General features: G+C 58.6%; 20 protein-coding genes and 1 tRNA gene. 7 read left to right on the top strand and 14 right to left on the bottom strand.

All coding sequences use genetic code 11. The features are described from left to right. Positions 1-285: 285 nt before the first annotated feature. From HMPREF2614_RS10455 to HMPREF2614_RS10445, 3 genes are all read right to left on the bottom strand, one after another. Positions 286-483 (bottom strand): hypothetical protein, encoded by a 198-nt coding sequence (locus tag HMPREF2614_RS10455; protein ID WP_038628037.1) that lies wholly within the window; start codon positions 481-483, stop codon positions 286-288. 182 nt (positions 484-665) lie between these two features. After that, positions 666-1,079 (bottom strand): hypothetical protein, encoded by a 414-nt coding sequence (locus HMPREF2614_RS10450; protein ID WP_038628034.1) that lies wholly within the window; start codon positions 1,077-1,079, stop codon positions 666-668. A gap of 29 nt (positions 1,080-1,108) precedes the next feature. Further along, a complete protein-coding gene (locus tag HMPREF2614_RS10445; protein ID WP_038628031.1) occupies positions 1,109-1,528 on the bottom strand; it encodes a hypothetical protein in 420 nt (139 codons plus the stop codon). A 913-nt stretch (positions 1,529-2,441) separates the two neighbouring features. Here HMPREF2614_RS10445 and HMPREF2614_RS10435 point away from each other — a divergent pair. Further along, a complete protein-coding gene (locus HMPREF2614_RS10435) occupies positions 2,442-2,633 on the top strand; it encodes a hypothetical protein (RefSeq protein ID WP_141737473.1) in 192 nt (63 codons plus the stop codon). Between the two features lie 142 nt (positions 2,634-2,775). Continuing rightward, positions 2,776-3,243: a hypothetical protein gene (locus HMPREF2614_RS10430; RefSeq protein ID WP_141745480.1), complete on the top strand. Its 468-nt coding sequence runs from the start codon at positions 2,776-2,778 to the stop codon at positions 3,241-3,243. A 287-nt stretch (positions 3,244-3,530) separates the two neighbouring features. Here HMPREF2614_RS10430 and HMPREF2614_RS10425 read toward each other — a convergent pair. Next, positions 3,531-3,612, bottom strand: a tRNA-Leu gene (locus HMPREF2614_RS10425). A gap of 223 nt (positions 3,613-3,835) precedes the next feature. Between HMPREF2614_RS10425 and HMPREF2614_RS10420 the strand changes: the two genes are divergently transcribed. After that, positions 3,836-4,231, top strand: a complete 396-nt coding sequence (locus HMPREF2614_RS10420; protein ID WP_038628021.1) for a hypothetical protein — start codon at positions 3,836-3,838, stop codon at positions 4,229-4,231. Positions 4,232-4,264: 33 nt separating this feature from the next. Beyond that, positions 4,265-4,618 carry a DUF3817 domain-containing protein gene (locus HMPREF2614_RS10415; RefSeq protein ID WP_005511118.1) on the top strand — a complete coding sequence of 118 codons (354 nt, stop codon included), beginning with the start codon at positions 4,265-4,267 and terminating at the stop codon, positions 4,616-4,618. A 46-nt stretch (positions 4,619-4,664) separates the two neighbouring features. On the opposite strand, the gene HMPREF2614_RS10410 is transcribed toward HMPREF2614_RS10415, so the two are convergent. The 8 genes from HMPREF2614_RS10410 to clpS form a co-directional block, all read right to left on the bottom strand. Then, entirely contained in the window at positions 4,665-5,366 is a 702-nt protein-coding gene (locus tag HMPREF2614_RS10410) for a non-canonical purine NTP pyrophosphatase (protein WP_038628019.1), read from the bottom strand. Continuing rightward, a complete protein-coding gene (rph, locus tag HMPREF2614_RS10405) occupies positions 5,363-6,124 on the bottom strand; it encodes a ribonuclease PH (protein WP_038628017.1) in 762 nt (253 codons plus the stop codon). The genes HMPREF2614_RS10410 and rph overlap by 4 nt, the downstream gene beginning before the upstream one ends. A gap of 68 nt (positions 6,125-6,192) precedes the next feature. After that, positions 6,193-6,975: an MBL fold metallo-hydrolase gene (locus tag HMPREF2614_RS10400; RefSeq protein WP_038628014.1), complete on the bottom strand. Its 783-nt coding sequence runs from the start codon at positions 6,973-6,975 to the stop codon at positions 6,193-6,195. Between the two features lie 73 nt (positions 6,976-7,048). Continuing rightward, complete coding sequence (murI, locus tag HMPREF2614_RS10395; protein ID WP_370547405.1) at positions 7,049-7,915, bottom strand: glutamate racemase; 867 nt, start codon at positions 7,913-7,915, stop codon at positions 7,049-7,051. 92 nt (positions 7,916-8,007) lie between these two features. After that, positions 8,008-8,682 (bottom strand): rhomboid family intramembrane serine protease, encoded by a 675-nt coding sequence (locus tag HMPREF2614_RS10390; RefSeq protein ID WP_038628009.1) that lies wholly within the window; start codon positions 8,680-8,682, stop codon positions 8,008-8,010. A 16-nt stretch (positions 8,683-8,698) separates the two neighbouring features. Next, positions 8,699-9,802, bottom strand: coding sequence for a P1 family peptidase (locus tag HMPREF2614_RS10385; RefSeq protein WP_038628006.1), 1,104 nt, complete (start codon positions 9,800-9,802; stop codon positions 8,699-8,701). Between the two features lie 84 nt (positions 9,803-9,886). Further along, on the bottom strand, positions 9,887-10,438 hold the full coding sequence (locus HMPREF2614_RS10380; RefSeq protein ID WP_038628003.1) for a DUF2017 domain-containing protein: 552 nt from the start codon (positions 10,436-10,438) through the stop codon (positions 9,887-9,889). Between the two features lie 30 nt (positions 10,439-10,468). Beyond that, positions 10,469-10,762: an ATP-dependent Clp protease adapter ClpS gene (gene clpS / locus HMPREF2614_RS10375; RefSeq protein WP_005511165.1), complete on the bottom strand. Its 294-nt coding sequence runs from the start codon at positions 10,760-10,762 to the stop codon at positions 10,469-10,471. A gap of 81 nt (positions 10,763-10,843) precedes the next feature. On the opposite strand from clpS, the gene HMPREF2614_RS10370 reads away from it, so the two are divergent. From HMPREF2614_RS10370 to HMPREF2614_RS10360, 3 genes are all read left to right on the top strand, one after another. Next, positions 10,844-12,154, top strand: a complete 1,311-nt coding sequence (locus HMPREF2614_RS10370) for a nicotinate phosphoribosyltransferase (protein ID WP_038628000.1) — start codon at positions 10,844-10,846, stop codon at positions 12,152-12,154. 137 nt (positions 12,155-12,291) lie between these two features. Further along, the gene (locus HMPREF2614_RS10365; RefSeq protein ID WP_187402571.1) at positions 12,292-14,274 is read left to right on the top strand and encodes an ATP-dependent DNA helicase; all 1,983 of its coding nucleotides are present in this window, start codon (positions 12,292-12,294) and stop codon (positions 14,272-14,274) included. Between the two features lie 164 nt (positions 14,275-14,438). Continuing rightward, on the top strand, positions 14,439-16,016 hold the full coding sequence (locus tag HMPREF2614_RS10360; protein ID WP_038627995.1) for an AMP-binding protein: 1,578 nt from the start codon (positions 14,439-14,441) through the stop codon (positions 16,014-16,016). Between the two features lie 7 nt (positions 16,017-16,023). Here the strand turns inward: HMPREF2614_RS10360 and HMPREF2614_RS10355 are convergent, their stop codons facing one another. Both HMPREF2614_RS10355 and serB read right to left on the bottom strand, forming a co-directional pair. Next, positions 16,024-16,824, bottom strand: coding sequence for an aminoacyl-tRNA hydrolase (locus HMPREF2614_RS10355; protein ID WP_070560943.1), 801 nt, complete (start codon positions 16,822-16,824; stop codon positions 16,024-16,026). Further along, positions 16,824-18,116: a phosphoserine phosphatase SerB gene (gene serB / locus HMPREF2614_RS10350; RefSeq protein WP_070560941.1), complete on the bottom strand. Its 1,293-nt coding sequence runs from the start codon at positions 18,114-18,116 to the stop codon at positions 16,824-16,826. Before serB ends, HMPREF2614_RS10355 begins: the two co-directional genes overlap by 1 nt. Between the last annotated feature and the right edge of the window lie 13 nt (positions 18,117-18,129).

The following is an 18,129-nucleotide window of genomic DNA, read 5'->3' as shown; positions in this document are numbered from 1 at the left end:
GATGCGGTTCTGTGGTCATGTCAGAGGGAAAATAGTTTGCCCCCCTAAAGTAGGGAGTCCGGAATAGCAACGAGGTCAACGGGTCCAGCACCCCAAAAGCAAAAGAATTCCGCAGGCAGGAAACAGTGTTTCCCCGCTGGGAAACTACTTGCGCTTCATCCCCGCGGCAGCATCGGCTACGGAAAATGAAGCCACGATGACTGCGTCGATTTACACCTAATCGGTGATGAACATCACACTCAGAATGAGCGTCAATGTGCGACTAGAACGCTCAGTTTTCGCCAATTAATCGCCTAGCGCATCCAAGATTGCGGACTCCGCTTCTTCTAAGCGCCGCTCTGACTCTTCAAGGTCCTGCTGCGACCTACCGTCGCGCTCGACTTTGCCGTCGAAGATTGCGCAGGGATCATCGTTGACCACAGTGTCGTCGGGAACTATGCCACGACGCGCCATGTACTCATCCAGATGCATCGAGATGCTCAAGTTGCCTCCCTGCTTCCACCTTACGATTCAAGTTACGATTCGAGCAGCGTCATTGTATCGACAGGTTCGATCGCCCTACGCAGTGGAATGAGCGAACAGAGGTTTCCCAGAATGGTACTCACACGCGCTGTGCGGCTGCCCCGTTTTGTGTTCCCGCCAAAAGAGGCGGGACTGTCGCAGGCCTACAACTGGTCTGGCGGCCAGGGCTTTCCATCGGGGAAATACCGGTCATATTTCCAGCCCAGGCGAAAGGGGAGGACGTATTTCTGGGGACTGTTGTTCGCTTCCCACATTGATTTTGGCTTAGTCGCTTTCTCGGCTTCTTCCCGGTCGGTGTACACCCCGTAACAGATGGGGTCCCAGAAGTTGCTATCGGTGATTTCAAGAGTGGGGGTGCCGGTGAACACTCCGTAAAGGAGTTGGTCGCGGCTTTCGACCTCGACTTCGAAATCTTCCCAGGTGCCCATCATTCCGCCGGGTTGCGCGCGCCACCAGTTGTCAATCGCGAGGGCAGTTTCTTCGGATTCGACAAAGCCGCCGAGAGGTTCAGTGTTATCCGGGTAGCGGGGATAAACGACGCAGACAACAATTTTCATAGGCAATATTCTTGCGTTCTGCGGGAGGCCTACAGCTGGTCTGGTGGCCAGGGCTTTCCATCGGGGAAATACCGGTCAAACTTCCAGCCCAGGCGGAACGGAAGCACAAACTTCGGAGGGCAGTTGTTGGCCGCCCACATCGTCTTAGGTTTTGCCTCGCGCTCAGCTACCTTACGGTCTGTGTACACCCCGTGACAGATGGGGTCGTAATAGTCTGGCTCGTCAATTTTGTGGGCGGGCGTACCACTAAATACCCCGTAGAGAATCTGGTCGCGGCTATTGACCTCGACCTCGAAATCTTCCCAGGTGCCAATCATGTCGCCAGGTTGCGCGCGCCACCAGTCGTCTATCTTGCGGGCGGTCTCCTCGGACTCGACGAACCCGCCGAGAGGTTCCGTGTTATCCGGATAGCGGGGATAAACGACGCAGACAACAACTTTCATAGTCATGGTTCTACACCCTGCATGGGAGATTGGCGACCTCGGAGTAGCTTCGGGCGTAGTAGGTCTTCCCCCGATAGACGATAGTTCCCAACGTGACACCGATGAAGCGGGTATCTACTTTCCCGTTACATGTAAATGCAATGTTGTTCTGGTCTAGACGATTCGTGTTGTAGGCAGAATCGCGCACCCCGCTTAGGGCAAGCCTCCACGCGGTGTAGTATTTGTACCTCAAGTCGGAGCTGTGTTTGATACTCGTGACTGGGACGCTGCACTTTGTGTGTGGCTTGAAGCCAATGGTTCCCCAGTTACCTGACTTCCGTAAGTGGATGTAGTCCAGCCATAGGGTGCAGGGGCCATATTCCTTGACAGCCCGAACGGCGGTGGTGCCCTCGTCAAGTGGGGTATCAGATAGGACATAGGGAATCGCGATAGACCCAAGACTCTCGTCCACTTGGGCCTGGGCGGGCGCTGCTGTTCCTAGGCTGGCGACGCTGATTGCCACCGCTGTGAGTAGGGATATTGTGCGTGTGCGCATGGTTGGAGCCTTCCGTGAGTACGCTTACCAAACCGTTGGCGACAAGCTGCCCCGCGGTATTTTATTAGCTGGGCGACTGTCACTTATAGAATGGTTCACTTCCTGCCTCAATGAAAGACCTATACCTTTCGGCTACCCTAAGCCGAGCTAGCCCGTGTCTACTCCTCTAGACACGAGCAGCTTGCCCCACGAAACTTGGCACATGCCTACATACACAGCAAAGGTGGAACGCTCCGGAGACCGGTGGGCTGTTGCAGTGCCCCAGGTTTCAGGACTATTCACCCAGGGTCGCAACCTTGTCGAGGAAAAAGACAGTTGCGCCGGGCGTTAGAGCTGTACCCGGAGATAGAGACAGACCCGGACACCGCCGAGATAGTCATTCAGATGGACACTCCCCGCGGGGAGGAGGCCGCCACAGCTATTGCCCGTAACCGTACCCTCCTCGTGGAAAAGGCGGCAGCCGCAGCCGCAACTGCTCGCGCCTCCCGCCACCTCGTAGACCGGGGATTGGCCTACCGCGATACAGCCACGCTGCTCGATATTTCATATCAACGGGTTGGGCAGCTCGTCACATAGCCCACCTGCCACCTATCCACACACCCCGCCCGACGCGACTGTGCACCGCCCCATGCAGCAGTGCCCTCGCGCCGGGCGTTTCCTGTACGTGACCTAGGAAAAAGGAGACTTTTGATCGCGCCGAAGCGGCGTGCCAGGCGCTGTGACGGAGCGCACTGGTACCTACAACGAGGTGAAAGTCGAGCGTGAGCGGCGCATGACCGCGGTGGAGGGTAAGCAGGCACGTCAGCGTGCCACCCTTGGCGCAGAGATAGACTCCGACTACGCCGAGACGCTGGCCGAAGCAGACCGCACGGTGAACTCTGCGGTGGAGACAGTCAATGCGGCACTGGACGCGTGGCGCGAAACTGTCACCGCCGGGGTCTATTCCAAGACGGTCACGCGCTCGGAGACGGACCGCACGGTCATAGGCGAGACTACTAAGACTGGCGAGAGCGCACCATCTCTATGCCGCCGCAGGTTGTCGAGCAGCTGCGCCCACGGGTTGCAGGCCGCCACCCTGCCGAGCTGGTGCGGTACACCCTCCACAGCGACCCGTTTACTGACCCGCTGCTCTACCGACGGGTTCACATTCCTGGTGGACCTCCACCATGAGCACGTGCGCGGATGACGATGACACGTTTCCTAAGAGACTAGGCTGTCATGACCTCCTCACACCTCTGCCTCACTGCTCATTGCCTCTAGTGCCAATGTCATGCAGGTGCATAGGCAGCTGGGGCACGCGCGCGCCCGTCCATCACCCTCGATGCGTGCTCTCATCTGTTCGACACCGGACTGGGTGAAATCGGGCGGGAAATGGGCCAGATTTTGGGCACGCGGCCTAATGAGGGCGGAAAATCTGACGGGCTGGAGAACGAAGATACCCCGTGACCTGCATAGTCACGGGGTATTTATGTGTGCGCCTGGGGAGACTCGAACTCCCACGCCCTAAGGCACTGGAACCTAAATCCAGCGCGTCTGCCAATTCCGCCACAGGCGCCCGTCGCGAATCCGTGACAGTTACGTACAGTCCCCGTAAGCATGGACTACTTATTAGCCACCTACAGGCACAACGAACTTTCACAGCTCATTTGGACTGTACACACTTTAACGGGTTCGCCGCAGATTTCCTAATGTCCTAGCAGAATTCGTAATGCCGGATCCCCTGCCTTATCCAGCGAGCGCGCTAGCTTGGCAGGTCACGGACTAGCTATGGTGGTTATGTGTCCACTTCACAGCATTCCAATACCACTGACAAGCCAGCGAAGATTCCCACTCGTACCCGCGTGGTGCAACTAATCTTCTTGGCTCTTGCAGTCGGCGCCACTCTTGCACTCGCCTACTGGCAGCTCAGCAGGTGGAACACAACCAGCTCATTCCAAAACCTGGGCTACGCACTGCAGTGGCCAGCTTTCGGCCTGTTCTTTATTTGGGCCTACCGCAAGTACATGGAGTACGAACGCGAACGCCTGAGCGGCAATAGCGAGGCCGCATTTGAGGCTAAAGACGATGTCATGACGGAAATTCCAGACGACTTCCTGCCGACCAACCCAGATGGCTCGCGAAAGGTGCAGCGTGTGGATGAGACACAATCGACGGATTCTGGCACCAACGCCTAGGCGATAACTGCTTATTCGAGAAAAGGACTTTTAGTGACCAACATCAATCCAGATCGTCAAGAGCGCGTAAGGAAGGCGCTGACGTACTTCTCCGTCACCGCCTATTTCACGGGTGTGATGCTGCTCTTGCTGTGTGCCGAGATGATTTACAAGTACCTCATCCTCGACAACTCCGCCGACGCGCCGCGGTGGTTCTTCTACACCGCCCAGATTCACGGCTTCGGCTACATGGCATTCCTCATTGCCACCGTAAACCTGGGTACCAAGGCCCGCTGGGAACCAGCAAAGTGGATTATCACCGCGCTCGGTGGCGTAGTCCCGTTCCTCTCCTTCTTCGTCGAGAAGAAGCGCCGCGAGGAAGTCGAGACCGCTTTCCAGCTGAAGTAGCGGGCTCTCGGCAGCCCGAGGGCTCGCCCGTGGGCTCACCCCAGGGCTATCCCTCAGACTCTGCCTCAGCCAGGATTTTCAGCGCCGGAGTCAAGGCACGCAGTGCACGCCCCCTGTGACTAAAAGCGTCCTTGTCTTCGGCGCTCATTTGTGCCGCAGACAAAGTGGCCTCAGCTTCGTTGCCCTCTCCAACTGCGGGCGCGAACACCGGATCATAGCCGAACCCATTGTCCCCAACAGGCTCGCGCAGAATGGAGCCAGGCCAGCGGCCCTCTACAACCAGCAGCAGGTTACCGGCTTCATCGAGGACGGCTGGGAAACCGCCGTCGGCTAGCGCGGACGGCACCTCCTTGACACCGGGGACGACCAACGCGCAAGCGGTACGGAAGGACGCCGTACGACGCTCATCTGGGCAGTCCCCCATCTGAGCGAGCAGCAGCTCGTAGTTAGCGACATCGTCTCCGTGGGTGCCGGACCAGCGCGCCGAGAGCACACCCGGCATACCGTTTAGCTCATCTACGCTGAGCCCCGAATCGTCAGCCAAGCACGCGTAGCCGGTGTGTGTCGCACCATCGAAAGCCTTGATGTAGGCGTTGTCCGCAAAAGTGCGACCGGTTTCAGGGCGCTCTGGGTACTCCGGGACGTCGCTAAGCGAAAGAAGCTCCACCGAATCAATACCCGCCGCACGCAGGATGCGGTCGAGCTCGACTAGTTTTTTAGAATTTCGGGTAGCGACAAGGAGCTTCACGGCAGCTCACCCGGGTACGGCGCACGCAGAACTTCCTGCTGCAGGGCGATGAGCTCACGAAGACCCTTTTCCGCAGAGTCGAGCATGTCATTCAGCTGACCTCGGTCGAAGGTGCCTTCCTCGCCAGTGCCCTGGATTTCGACGAACTTGCCCTCTGCGGTCATCACCACGTTGAGGTCGACCTCAGCGCGAGAGTCCTCCTCGTAAGGCAGGTCCAGGCAGACGCGGCCGTCAATAATGCCGACCGAAACAGCTGCGACTGGTGCCTTCAGCGGGGTGCCCGGCACTGCGCCCGCTGCATGCAGGTAGGTCAGGGCATCAGCCAGCGCAACGTACGCACCGGTAATGGAGGCGGTACGAGTACCACCATCCGCCTGCAGAACATCACAGTCGATGTTGATGGTGTTCTCACCGAGTTCCTTCAAGTCGATAGCTGCGCGAAGCGAGCGACCGATTAGACGGGAAATCTCGTGGGTACGACCCTTGACCTTGCCGCGCATCGACTCGCGGGGCATGCGCTCGTGGGTAGAGGCCGGCAGCATGGAGTACTCAGCAGTCAGCCAGCCCTCGCCGGAGTCACGCTTGAATCGCGGCACCGACTGCTCAACGGAAGCGGTGCACATCACACGCGTATTGCCGAAAGTAACCAGCACAGAACCTGCCGGATTGTCGGTGAAGCCACGAGTGATGGTCACCTTGCGCATTTCATCAACCGCGCGTCCATCGGCACGGCGAAAATCGGAATTAGCTGTAGTCATGCCAACTACCCTACCGCCCGGCGCGAAAGCGGTGCGACAGCTGTACGGAAACCCGATAATCGATGAGACTAGCCGCCTAGCTCCATGCCCAGGTAGGCCAATTCAACGTCACCGGTAAAGGTACTCTTCGCAGCACCCAGTGCTTCCTCACCGTCGGCGTATGGCGGAATGTGAGTCAGCACCAGCTTCTTGACCCCCGCCAGCGTCGCTGCCTTTCCGGCCTCATAGCCCGTCAGGTGCATGTCCGGCGGGGTGCCCTCTTCGTTACTGCACCATGTGGCTTCACAGATGAAGATATCCGCATTCCGCGCCAGCTCCACCAGTTCATCGGTCCACGCAGTATCTCCGGTGTATGCAATGGTCAGACCATCTGCTTCAATGCGGTATCCAACAGCTGGCACCGGGTGGACCATGTTATACGGCGTGACGACGGCGCCTCCGTCCGCTTCGCCCCCACCGACTAACAGTGGTTCACCGGGGCTACTCACAACCTGGTCAAAAGTGTCTTCCAGGTTGGCATCTTCTTCACTTCCCAGTGCTTTGCACATGGTGCCTATCCGGTCGTGAATGTCTCCGGGGCCAACCAGGAGATTCCGGGAACTCGCCGGGGCTGTCGGGTGGAAGCGACGCCAGACGAGCAGCCCTGGAATGTCTGCAGTGTGGTCTGGGTGCACATGAGTTAGTAACAAATCACAAGCTGCAGGATCAGAGATCTTCTGCAATTCGGCGAGGACACCGGGACCCAAATCAATGACAAAGGTTCGACCGTTATCCAGCTCAATGAGGTAGCCAGATGCTGGCGCCGATGGGCCACCCATGCTGCCTGTACATCCCAGAACCTTCAATCGCATACTTCAAGCTTGCCATGTAATTGATCAAAACCGAGCAAAAAACCAATGGAGTGTCTGGATTTAATAAGAAAGGTCACATTTGGGAATGCATAGTGACCTGGCTAATACCGGGCCCGAGGAAGCGCTTTGCCAGTGATGCAAAAACTTGCGGATCTCCAGTGGATTCAAATGTGCGCACAGGGGTCGGATTACTCTCCGGGTCAGCGAGCATGTCGGTCTTTGTGAGGATGCGCAGAACGTCCTTCGACGTCTCCTCCGCCGAGGACACTAGGGCGACGTCCTCCCCCATGGCCAGCTGAATCACACCAGACAGCAGCGGATAGTGGGTGCAGCCCAGCACGAGCGTATCTACACCATCGGCCTGCAATGGCGCGAGGTAGCCCTCTGCAAGTCCCAGAATCTGGCGACCAGAGGTAATTCCTCGCTCGACAAAGTCCACGAATCGCGGGCAGTCGACCGCGGAGACATCCACGCCGGGCACTGCATCAAAGAGATCTTGGTAGGCACGGGAGCGAATCGTGGCGGCGGTACCGATTACGCCGACTTTTCCGTTCCTGGTGGTCGAGACCGCACGGCGCACGGCGGGCAGAATGACCTCGACTACTGGGACTGGGTAGCGCTCGCGGGCATCACGCAAAAATGCGGCCGAAGCAGTGTTGCAGGCAATGACTATCATCTTGCAGCCGCGTGCAACCAGTTCATCGGCGATCGCTTCAGCGTGCTGACGAACCTCGGCGATGCGCAGCGGGCCGTAAGGGCCGTTGGCAGTATCGCCGATGTACATAATCGACTCGTGCGGCAGCTGATCCATGATGGCACGCGCCACTGTCAGCCCACCGACACCGGAGTCGAAGATGCCAATCGGCGCTGTTCGGTCGGGGAAGCCGCTATCCTGCGCCGTCAGCTGATTGACTGCCTGAGTTCCTGCTTCTGCTCCCACCGCTATCTGGACTCCTCATATCGTTGGTCAAACACCGAAGCTCCTATTCTAGGCCGTTTCCGCCAGGAGCTGATGCCGCTTACCTCGGGCTCTTAGCCACGTGCGCGACCGCGCTTAAACATCACCGCAGCCCAGATGCCCGCAAGCCCACCGAAGAGGTGCATCTGCCAACTAACAGCCATCTGTGTTGGCAGCACTCCCCAGATAAGACCCGAATACATCGATGCCAGAATCACGCCCAAAATAATCTGCATCACCCGACGGTTCACGAAACCGCGTACGACCAAAAACGCCAGCCAGCCGTAAATCAGGCCGGACGCACCGATGTGGACGGTATTTACACCGCCGACCAGCCATGTCAGACCGCCACCAACGACCGTAATCAAGAGCGTGACCTGCCAAAATAGCCGCTTCGACGACATTGCAATCAAACCGGCGAACAACGCCCCGGGCAGAGAGTTCGCCACAATGTGCCCGTAATCTGCGTGCAGCAGCGGTGCGGTCAAAATTCCCCACAGCGTCGAGGTTTCGCGTGGGCGCACACCGAAGTTGTTCAGCGCCCCACCAAAGATGAAATCGTTGACAAGAAAGACCGTCCATATAAGTACCAGGTACCCAATAGCCGTACTGATGGCCGCCCCGAGCCCGCCGTCGCGATCCTGCGGAACAATCTGATTATTCCGCCGCGTCTGCACGGGACCGCGCATCGGGTACTGCGCATAGTTCTGGTAATTCTGCTGTTGTCCCGAGCTCCATTGCGGATTCATTGGCGAACTTCCCTCACTACTTGTCCAGCATCTCTGACAGCGCGGCTACTCCCGCGCGCCCCGTTGCACTCATCACGGCATCGACAATAGCCATCTGCACCGCATCGGCCGCCATCGCAGCCAACAGCGCCACCACATCCGAGCCCACGGGTTCAGCGTTTTCGCTATCCGCTGCCTCGGCCGAGCTGAGCGCAAACAGCGTGTCACCGTCCATCGGTGCATGAGCCGGCCGAATCGCTCGTGCCAGCCCATCATGACCGCACATCGCCAACCGCTTCAACTGCGCAGTCGTCACCGGCGCATTGGTTATCAACGTGCCAATCGTCGTGTTTCGCGTGCTTGCCGACGACTCCCCGTCGCCAGCCGCATCTGCGAGAATCTTGGTTCTACCGACGAAAATCTGGTCCAACTGGGCCAATGCCTCCTTGCTGGCACCGGCAGCCGCCGGCATTCCGTAAAGGTGTCCCTCCGGGTCAATGACTGCACCAAAGGAGTTAACCACCATTGCGGCAGCCACAAAGTACTTACCATCGGCGGAGGTCACACGGGCTTGTCCAAAACCACCCTTAATTGCCCCGGCCATAGCGCCAACACCGGCACCTACTGTTCCGGAGGGAGTGTCCTCCGGGACGTCGTCAAGCGCGTGCGACAACGCTTCGCGCCCGAGTTCAGCGGTGGGCAGCGTCGGCTCACCTAACAGCAAGTCGAAGATGACAGCACCGGGAACGATGGGCACGAGGATATCTGGACGAGTTGGAGTGACCTCAAAGCCAATGCCGCGGTCACGCAGTTCGCGCATAACTCCGTCGGCAGCTGCAAGGCCGTATGCGGAGCCGCCAGCCAAAACGACAGCGTGGGCGCGTTCGACGGTATTCTCCGGTGCGAGCAGGTCGGTCTCGCGAGTGCCAGGACCGCCACCGCGGACATCGACAGCGCCGACAGCACCGCCTGGAGCGGCGATGACGGTGACTCCGGTATCCCCCTCAGCAGCATGGCCGATGGAGATGCCGTCGATGGAGTCGAGACATCCTGCGCCAATGTCGATGCTCGTGCCCAACGCAGCACTGCTGGCTTGGTGTCGAATGTCGGTGGGGCTGATTGCGAAAATCTCAGAATTCATTGTCGCCTACGGCACCTTTCACCACAGTTCATGGCAGTTAGCCTCAGTTGATTACTGCATCTTTCGGGGTTTTGCTCGGATTCGTTACTCACTCATAAGCTGATCCAGCAGTGACTCTTGGTTGTAGGACAGCCACTGGTACATCGCGTCGGTCTGCTCAATCTGCTCGATGGAGCCATTGAGGTTCTCCATGGAAACGTGCAGGTAAATACGTAGGTCATTGATTCCTGCAACCCAGGCATGGGCATCGCTTTCCGAAATGGATACCTGCCCCGACTCGGCGGGCTCCAGTGCGTCGATAATCGCACGCAGGGAATGGAGCTTGCTCTCTACAATCTCCGACTCATGCAGCTGGCGCATGAGGGCGTTTTCCCCCTCCACGCTCTCCTCACCCGGCTTGGTGAAGTCCGGCAACAGTCGCGCAAGCTTAGGATCGGCTGGGGCCTCGGAGTGTCCGACGGGCATTCCCGTCATTTCCGCGAGCTCATCCTTCGGCGCCGACCGGGCTCGCTCCATCAGCGAGTCCGCCACAGTAGCAGCCAGATTCAGCAGCAAATCCCGCTCCGTGCCTTCAAAAGCCGTGACGTACTTGATGCCACCGCCGAGAAGGGATCGCTTGCGCTTCCAAGGACGCATGTAAATTCTCTCCCGCTGTCGAATATCGGCTTAGTCAGCCTGCTCCATTGTTGCCCACAAGCCCGCCTTGTGGAGCTTCTTCACATCGGCCTCTACCTTGTCACGCTCACCGGAAGACACGATTGCCTTACCCTCCGTGTGAACCGTCATCATCAGCGCGTGCGCCTTCTTTCGGTCCATGCCGAAGAGCATCTGGAACACGTAGGTGACATAACTCATCGAATTAACCTGGTCATCCCACACAATGCACTGCCAGGGTCGGTTCGATTCCGTCACGACATCGGCATCCATAGTGGGCATCGGTGTTGCTGCTGGCATGCTCATAGGCACCAGGATAGTACGGAGTGGCGCGCGCTCGCCGGAACCGACTGCCCCGGCCAGCTTCAGCCGACTAGACTATTGACCGTGATTGATAAGCATTCCTCCACCGCCCTTCTCACCGATAAGTACGAACTGACGATGCTGCAGGCATCGCTTGCCGACGGATCCGGCGAGCGCCAGGTCGCCTTCGAGGTGTTTGGCCGTCGTCTGCCGAATGAGCGCCGCTATGGCGTTGTCGCTGGGACAGCGCGTGTATTGGATGCTATCCGCAACTTCCGCTTCACCGAGGAACAGCTGGCTTCGCTGGACTTCCTCGACGACCGGACGCTGGATTACCTGCGTAACTATTCCTTCAGCGGCCAAGTCGACGGCTACCGCGAAGGAGAGCTCTACTTCCCCGCCTCGCCCATTTTGACTGTGCGGGGCACTTTCGCCGAGTGTGTCATTTTGGAGACTGTTATTCTCTCCATTCTCAATGCGGACTCCGCCATTGCCTCGGCAGCGACCCGAATGGTCACGGCTGCCGGTGGGCGCCCGATTATTGAAATGGGTTCGCGTCGTACTCATGAAGAAGCAGCTGTGACCGCTGCCCGCGCCGCCTACCTGGCAGGTTTTAGCGCCACCTCCAACTTGGAGGCAGCGGCACGGTACAACATCCCAGCCTCCGGTACCGCTGCGCACGCGTGGACTCTGTTACACACCAACCCAGATGGCACGACAAACGAGACTGCAGCCTTCAAAGCTCAGATTGACACGCTGGGGACCGACACCACTTTGTTGGTGGATACCTACGACATCACCGAGGGCGTCAATACGGCCATTGAGGTCGCGGGGCCGGAACTCGGCGGTGTACGTATTGACTCCGGTGACCTCGGAGTTCTCGCTCGCCAGGTGCGTCAGCAGCTGGACTCGCTGGGCGCACACAACACCAACATCGTAGTGTCCTCTGACCTCGACGAGTTCGCCATTGCGGCGCTGAGGGCCGAGCCGGTCGATGTCTACGGCGTGGGCACCTCTGTAGTCACTGGCTCCGGCGCACCGACTGCGGGACTGGTCTACAAGATGGTCGAAGTTGATGGGGTGCCCGTCGCCAAGCGCTCGTTGGACAAGCGAAGCCACGGTGGCGTGAAGGCGGCGATTCGTACCTGCCGCCGTTCCGGTACCGCCGTGGAGGAAATCGCTTTCCCGCTCGGCTCGGAAATCCCGGATGTGGGCAACCTGCACTACCGCGATCTAACCATTCCGATGATGCGCGATGGCGAGGTCGTCGATGGCCTACCGACCTTGGAAGAGTCCCGCGATCACTTGGTTAAGGCGCTGGTCAGCCTCCCGTGGGAGGGGCTCGCACTTTCCCGTGACGAGCCGGTACTGTCCGTCCGTTTTCACGGCGTTTAGGCGGCGGGGGAACTGTGTCGGATACTCCCGAGTACGCAGATTTTGCAGAGCTATCGGACGGCTTTGAGGACTTTGACGATGTTGACGATGCTGACGAGCTAGCTTCGCCGAGAGCCAGCGTCCATGACTCGGACAGCATCGAAGCTCTTCTCGATGCAGCAGTGAAGGGACTCGGCGGAACAACTCGCCCGAATCAGGTCAAAATGTCCCGGTCGGTGGCCTCCGCCTTTGCGCGCGAGCGACACCTAGCGGTACAAGCCGGTACCGGTACTGGTAAGTCACTGGCCTACCTGGTGCCCGCCATTGTGCAAGCAATGGAGTCCGACGAGTCGGTAATCGTTTCCACGGCGACCATTGCGCTGCAACGCCAGCTGGTCGAACGCGACTTGCCGCGGCTAGTCAGTTCGCTAGAGCCACACTTGTCCCGCACGCCAACCTTCGCAATCCTCAAAGGCCGCTCAAACTACCTGTGCAAGTCCAAGGTCGGAAATGTCATCAAAGATCCCGTCATCGACGGTGATGAATCCGAGCCGACCGGTATGGGCGGCCCAACTGCTCTACTCAGCGAAGCGCAGCTCAGCCGAACCGCTGCCGAGGTCATGCGGCTACGCGAGTGGGCCAATGACACCGACACCGGCGACCGCGACAGCCTGGACAAGGGCGTCTCCAACGAAGCCTGGCGGCAGGTCTCCGTCACGGCCCGCGAATGCGTCGGCGCCATTTCCTGCCCTTTCGGCGAGGAGTGTTTCGCCGAACAAGCCCGCCGCGAGGCCTCCAACGTCGACATCGTTGTCACCAACCACGCCCTGTTGGCCATCGATGCGCTCTCCGACGCCATGATCTTGCCGCAGCACGACTGCGTCGTCATTGATGAGGCTCACGAGCTCGACGGCCGAATCACCTCCGTTGCCACCGACGAGCTCTCCCCTGCCGGTATCACCATGATGGCCCGGCGCGCCCGCAAATTCGGCGCCGCAGAGCAGGTCGATGATGTCACCGATGCCACGGATCTACTCGGCGAGACCGTCGCATTGCTTGCCGACGCCTACAGCGGCGCACTCGAAGAAATTCCCGGTGAGCTGGGAGCGGCACTAGCTTCGCTCCGCGATAGCCTGTGGCAACTGCAAACCACGCTGGGCACCTCTGGCTCAGGCAACTCTGGCGGGTCGGGCTCCGGGGGTTCGGGGTCCGACTCTGACAGCACGGAGCGCCAGACCGTGCGCGCAGCCGTGGAGAATATGCACGATACTGTCGTCCGGATTCTCGAGTTCAGCAGCGACGATGTCGTATGGCTTGGCGAGAACAAGACAGTTTATGTCGCTCCCCTGTCCATCGCAGCACTACTTCGCGAACGCCTCTTCGGCGAATCCACCGTCGTTTTGACCTCAGCAACACTTGCTCTTGGCGGCAAGTTCGATGCTATGGCCGCTGCCTGGGGGCTTCCCTCCGGCGGGTGGGATGGCTTGGACGTCGGCACGCCCTTTGACCCGCAGAAATCTGGCATCCTCTACGTCGCACGCGACCTGCCTCGTCCTGGACGCGACGGCGCCACGCCAAAGCAGTTCGCGATCATGGAACGCCTCATCCGCGCCGCTGGTGGGCGAACGCTGGGGCTGTTTTCTTCTCGCCGAGGCGCCGAGGCAGCGGCGGAGGAAATGCGCAAGCGCCTGCCTTACGACGTCCTGTGCCAAGGCGATGACTCTATCGGCGCTCTGGTTGATCGCTTCGCAGCTAATCCACAGACATGTTTGTTTGGCACGCTGACGCTGTGGCAAGGCGTCGATGTTCCTGGCCCATCGCTATCGTGTGTCATCATCGATCGTATCCCGTTCCCCCGACCCGACGACCCGCTACTGTCCGCGCGCTCCGATGCGGCTAATGCCGCTGGCCGAAACGGTTTTATGGAGGTTTCAGCGACACATGCAGCGCTACTGATGGCGCAAGGTTCTGGTCGTCTGCTACGTCAAGTCGATGACCGCGGTGTCGTCGCGGTACTGGATTCACGGTTGGCGACGGCGCGCTATGGATCCTGGATTGCCGCATCGATGCCTGACTTCTGGCGGACGACTGACCTCAATGTCGCTGCTGGTGCACTGACTAGGCTGACGCGGGACAGCTAGCTAGGTAGTCATTTCACATAAGAAATGACATTTTTCCCAAAATCTGCACGAACTGTCAGCACACCTACTACTGTGATGTGAAACACAACGAAGCTAACACGGTGATCCTTGTTCAAGGAATTCATCTGAAGCCTGACGCACGTGCAGAAAGGTTGTTTTCCCCTATGCCGCTGACTAGCAGTCTTCCCAACATCGATATTCCGGAGACCTCTCTATTCGATTTTCTGTTTGGCGAAATCGAGCCTCGGCACAAGGATAAACTCGCAGTAGTTGACTCCGGCTCAGAGGTAACTTTCGGGGATTTGAAGGCCAGCATTGAGGCCTTCGCGGGCGCTCTTGCTGCACGTGGAATTAAAAAGGGCGATGTTGTTGCCCTGCACTGCCCTAACTCCACCACCTTCGCAGTCGCTCTGCACGGTGTTCTTCGCGCAGGTGCAATCTGCACGACTGTTGCCTCGCTGGCAACTGCCGAGGACGTTGAAACGCAGCTGCGTATCTCTGACGCCAAGATGATGCTGACGACTTCGTCGATTGGTTGGGCCGGTGCTAACGGCGCTGAGGCCGCTGGCCTCCCGGAAGAGATGATTATCGGTCTGACGGGGCTTCACGGCATGGGTGAGCTGCTTGCTGAAGGCCATGCGGGACCAGATGTAGACGTTTCTCCCGATGACGTTGCTGTCATTCCGTTTTCTTCTGGCACCACTGGTGTGCCAAAGGGCGTCCAACTCACGCATCGCAATCTTGTTGCCAACGTGGCTCAGGCAGGAGCAGCAACTGTCGAGGCATTGGATGAGACAACCCCGGCGGTTACGATTCTGCCGTTCTTCCACATCTACGGTTTGACTGCTCTGCTCAATCTTTGCCTCTGGCGACGCACTACCCAGTACACGATGGGCAAGTTCGACTTGCTGGATTTCCTTTCCATTATTTCGGAGCACAAGGTCAAGTTTGCGTTCATCGCACCGCCGGTCGCAGTTGGGTTGGCCAAGCACCCGGCTGTCGATTCCTTCGATCTGTCCAGTCTGGAGACTATTTTCTCCGGCGCAGCTTCGCTTCAGCTGGATTTGGCGGAGCAGGTGGAAAAGCGCCTCGGCTGCACTGTCGCCCAGGGCTACGGTATGACCGAGTCCTCCCCTGCCGCGCACATTCGTATCGGACACGACAGCCCACTGGATTCCATCGGTCGAGCAGTCCCGAACACCGAGTACAAAATCGTTGACCTCGATACTGAGGACCTCGATGAAATCCCAGTTCCTGAATCAGGACGTTCCAAGTCCGGAGAACTGTGGATTCGCGGTCCTCAGGTAATGAAGGGTTATCTCAACAATCCCGAAGCTACGGCTGCAACGCTTGTCGACGGCTGGTTGCGAACAGGCGACGTTGCGGAACTCGACAAGGAAGGGAATGCGTACATTGTCGACCGCTTCAAGGAACTGATCAAGTACAAGGGTTACCAGGTACCACCGGCAGAACTTGAGTCCGTGCTTCTCGAGCACCCGGATATCGCTGATGCTGCCTGCAGTGGTGTCATTCGCTCCGATGGTGAGGAAATTCCGAAGGCATATGTGGTGCTCAAAGAAGGAAAGTCACTCACTGCTGATGAGGTAATGGACTTTGTTGCCGACCGCGTCGCACCGTACAAGAAGGTGCGAGTAGTCGAATTCATGGATGAGATTCCAAAATCGGCAACCGGCAAGATCCTGCGCAAGGATCTTAAGGCCATGGAGGCAGCACGCGCTTAGCTGTCCGCTACTGCCCCTGTGCCCCTGGCGTGACCGACACGGTGATTGATCCAGGGGCAATCTCTGTAAACCCAGCATCCTGAACTTCTACAGCACGTAGCTCTGGCGCTGGCCACAGCTCCCGCGGTGTTTCTTTCACATCTAACGCGTAGCCAGTTTGCGCCCACGCCCACGCTTCCTCAACCGACAGGCTGGCCGCATAGAGCATTGAGCCGTGTCCAACTTGCGCGGCCACCTTTCCTACGGACATATTCAGGTTCTTGTCCACCCAAATCACTGGCGGAGCAAAGGTGTCAGCACTCCCACGGTTGCCCGAGTCGTCGGGAGATGTGGTCTCCGGGTCGTCGTAAGACAAATCGGTGCCGGAAATTTGTAGTTTGGCAATCTCTGGGTAGGTATCGTCGACAGGAGTTGGCACTAGTGCGCGAGCTTGCGCGCCGTCGACATCTACGGTGACACCCGGTGCAAGCTGAGCGCGTTGCCAGCCGATATTGCGAGCGCGACGTGTGAGCTTGCGGATGCGCGCGCCGTACCAAGACACCAGACCTTGTTGATAGGCCGAAGTGTCATCGCCTGCGCGCTCGTCGAGGCAACAAGCAACAACAGCCATCGCGGCGGCGCGGAGCAGCGCAGTGCGCGAGGGGCGTTCCTTCTTCGGCACCTCAAGCACAATAGCCATTGCCCACGGCACATCCTCGCCATGGTCTTCCCTATCGGGTTGCGGCAGGAGGCTATGGGCAATGCGGAACCATTCCGGCACCGATGATGCGTCCGTGACAGCGGGATTCTTGTGATCCTGGCGTCGCACTACTGCTCCAACGGCACGCGGCGGAAGGTGCCATCTTCGCGGTCGGCATCGTCGATTTCATCGCGGGAAATACCCAACATGAACAGAATCGAGTCCATGAATGGAACGTTGACCGACGTGTCAGCGATTTCCTTCAGCGCCGGCTTCGCGTTGAAAGCAATACCGAGGCCCGCGACTGACAACATATCGATGTCATTGGCGCCATCGCCGACAGCGACGGTCTGGTGCATCTGAAGCCCAGACTCCGCGGCGAACGCCTTAAGACTGCGGGCCTTTTCCTGCCTATCGACGACACCGCCGACCACGCGACCAGTCAGCTTTCCGTCCTCAATCTCGAGGGTATTGGCCTTGTAAAAGTCCAGGCCGAGATCCTTTGCCAGTGGCTCCAGAATCTGGATAAACCCACCGGAGACGGCACCACACTTGTAACCGAGACGTTTCAGCGTGCGGATCGTAGTGCGGGCGCCAGGGGTCAGCTCGATGGAGTCGGTAACTTCCTCAAGGACGCTGACCGGCAGGCCTGCCAGAGCCTTAACTCGCTCGTGCAATGACTCAGCGAAGTCCAGTTCACCGCGCATAGCGCGCTCTGTAACCGCTGCAACCTCCGCCTCGCGACCAGCGTGGGCGGCCAGCATCTCAATGACCTCACCGGTAATCAAAGTGGAGTCCACATCGAAGCAAATCAAGCGTTTGGATCGGCGCTGCAAACCTGCGCGTTCAATTGCGATGTCAATGTCCTGGTCCTGTGCAAGCTCAGCCAGCGCCTTACGCAGCGGAATGCCCGCACCCGGCTTCGGGTCCGGAATAGAGACAAGCAGCTCCAGGCCAGTAACTGGGTAGTCGGCAATACCGCGAATGGAATCGATGTTTGCACCGTAATCTGCGAGAGTACGGCCGATACGGGAAATATCCTCAGCATTGACCGGATTGCCCAATACGACAAGTGCATGGGTAGATCCATCGCTGCGCTCAATCGGGGCATCAAGCTGAAAACTGACAGTCATGCCGTGAGGCTTCAGTGTTTCAATGAGCCCCTCACGCAGAACGCCGACCTTCTCTTCTGTAACGCCAACAAGCGCACCGAGACTCAAATTAGAGCGGAACACCGACTGCTCCACATCAAGAATCTGAACTCCGTGGGCCGCGAGCACACGGAAGAAGGCTGCCGAGACACCCGGGCGGTCTCGGCCAACGGCGGTAATAAGCACCGGAGCTAGTCCCGGTGCTAACGAAACCGACAAGGCATCGGTATCTGCGGACTGACTGGGAGAGGTAATTACCTGTTCATTCACCAATCCAGTATCG

This window comes from Corynebacterium sp. HMSC074C11 (genome assembly GCF_001809455.1).
Taxonomy (GTDB): Bacteria; Actinomycetota; Actinomycetes; order Mycobacteriales; family Mycobacteriaceae; genus Corynebacterium; species Corynebacterium amycolatum.
Note: the sequence above shows the minus strand (reverse complement) of the source record. Positions and strands in the feature narration are given on the sequence as shown.

Bases quoted from the DNA above. Each gene is read 5' to 3' on its own strand.
- HMPREF2614_RS10450 (WP_038628034.1), bottom strand. From the start codon at position 1,079: ATGAAAATTGTTGTCTGCGTCGTTTATCCCCGCTACCCGGATAACACT.
- HMPREF2614_RS10445 (WP_038628031.1), bottom strand. From the start codon at position 1,528: ATGACTATGAAAGTTGTTGTCTGCGTCGTTTATCCCCGCTATCCGGAT.
- HMPREF2614_RS10435 (WP_141737473.1), top strand. From the start codon at position 2,442: ATGGACACTCCCCGCGGGGAGGAGGCCGCCACAGCTATTGCCCGTAAC.
- rph (WP_038628017.1), bottom strand. From the start codon at position 6,124: ATGACTACAGCTAATTCCGATTTTCGCCGTGCCGATGGACGCGCGGTT.
- HMPREF2614_RS10400 (WP_038628014.1), bottom strand. From the start codon at position 6,975: ATGCGATTGAAGGTTCTGGGATGTACAGGCAGCATGGGTGGCCCATCG.
- HMPREF2614_RS10390 (WP_038628009.1), bottom strand. From the start codon at position 8,682: ATGAATCCGCAATGGAGCTCGGGACAACAGCAGAATTACCAGAACTAT.
- HMPREF2614_RS10385 (WP_038628006.1), bottom strand. From the start codon at position 9,802: ATGAATTCTGAGATTTTCGCAATCAGCCCCACCGACATTCGACACCAA.
- HMPREF2614_RS10380 (WP_038628003.1), bottom strand. From the start codon at position 10,438: ATGCGTCCTTGGAAGCGCAAGCGATCCCTTCTCGGCGGTGGCATCAAG.
- clpS (WP_005511165.1), bottom strand. From the start codon at position 10,762: ATGAGCATGCCAGCAGCAACACCGATGCCCACTATGGATGCCGATGTC.
- HMPREF2614_RS10360 (WP_038627995.1), top strand. From the start codon at position 14,439: ATGCCGCTGACTAGCAGTCTTCCCAACATCGATATTCCGGAGACCTCT.